The sequence below is a fragment of the Craurococcus roseus genome (assembly GCF_039523795.1).
Classification (GTDB): domain Bacteria; phylum Pseudomonadota; class Alphaproteobacteria; order Acetobacterales; family Acetobacteraceae; genus Craurococcus; species Craurococcus roseus.
In genome coordinates this window covers 1-770 of the sequence record NZ_BAAAFZ010000119.1, presented here as the reverse complement: position 1 = coordinate 770, position 770 = coordinate 1, and the positions used below count along the sequence as shown (strand labels likewise).

The following is a 770-nucleotide window of genomic DNA, read 5'->3' as shown; positions in this document are numbered from 1 at the left end:
TTACATTTCAAAAACTCTGCTTACCAGGCGCATTTCGCCCAGGGGATCACCATAATAAAATGCTGAGGCCTGGCCTTTGCGTAGTGCACGCATCACCTCAATACCTTTGATGGTGGCGTAAGCCGTCTTCATGGATTTAAATCCCAGCGTGGCGCCGATTATCCGTTTCAGTTTGCCATGATCGCATTCAATCACGTTGTTCCGGTACTTAATCTGTCGGTGTTCAACGTCAGACGGGCACCGGCCTTCGCGTTTGAGCAGAGCAAGCGCGCGACCATAGGCGGGCGCTTTATCCGTGTTGATGAATCGCGGGATCTGCCACTTCTTCACGTTGTTGAGGATTTTACCCAGAAACCGGTATGCAGCTTTGCTGTTACGACGGGAGGAGAGATAAAAATCGACAGTGCGGCCCCGGCTGTCGACGGCCCGGTACAGATACGCCCAGCGGCCATTGACCTTCACGTAGGTTTCATCCATGTGCCACGGGCAAAGATCGGAAGGGTTACGCCAGTACCAGCGCAGCCGTTTTTCCATTTCAGGCGCATAACGCTGAACCCAGCGGTAAATCGTGGAGTGATCGACATTCACTCCGCGTTCAGCCAGCATCTCCTGCAGCTCACGGTAACTGATGCCGTATTTGCAGTACCAGCGTACGGCCCACAGAATGATGTCACGCTGAAAATGCCGGCCTTTGAATGGGTTCATGTGCAGCTCCATCAGCAAAAGGGGATGATAAGTTTATCACCACCGACTATTTGCAACAGTGCCCC

Annotated in this window: 1 protein-coding gene; it reads right to left on the bottom strand. The window is 52.9% G+C overall.

Features of this window, described 5'->3' with window-relative positions:
* Positions 1–705, bottom strand: coding sequence for an IS6-like element IS26 family transposase (locus tag ABD067_RS25480; RefSeq protein ID WP_001067855.1), 705 nt, complete (start codon positions 703–705; stop codon positions 1–3).
* Positions 706–770 lie beyond the last annotated feature (65 nt).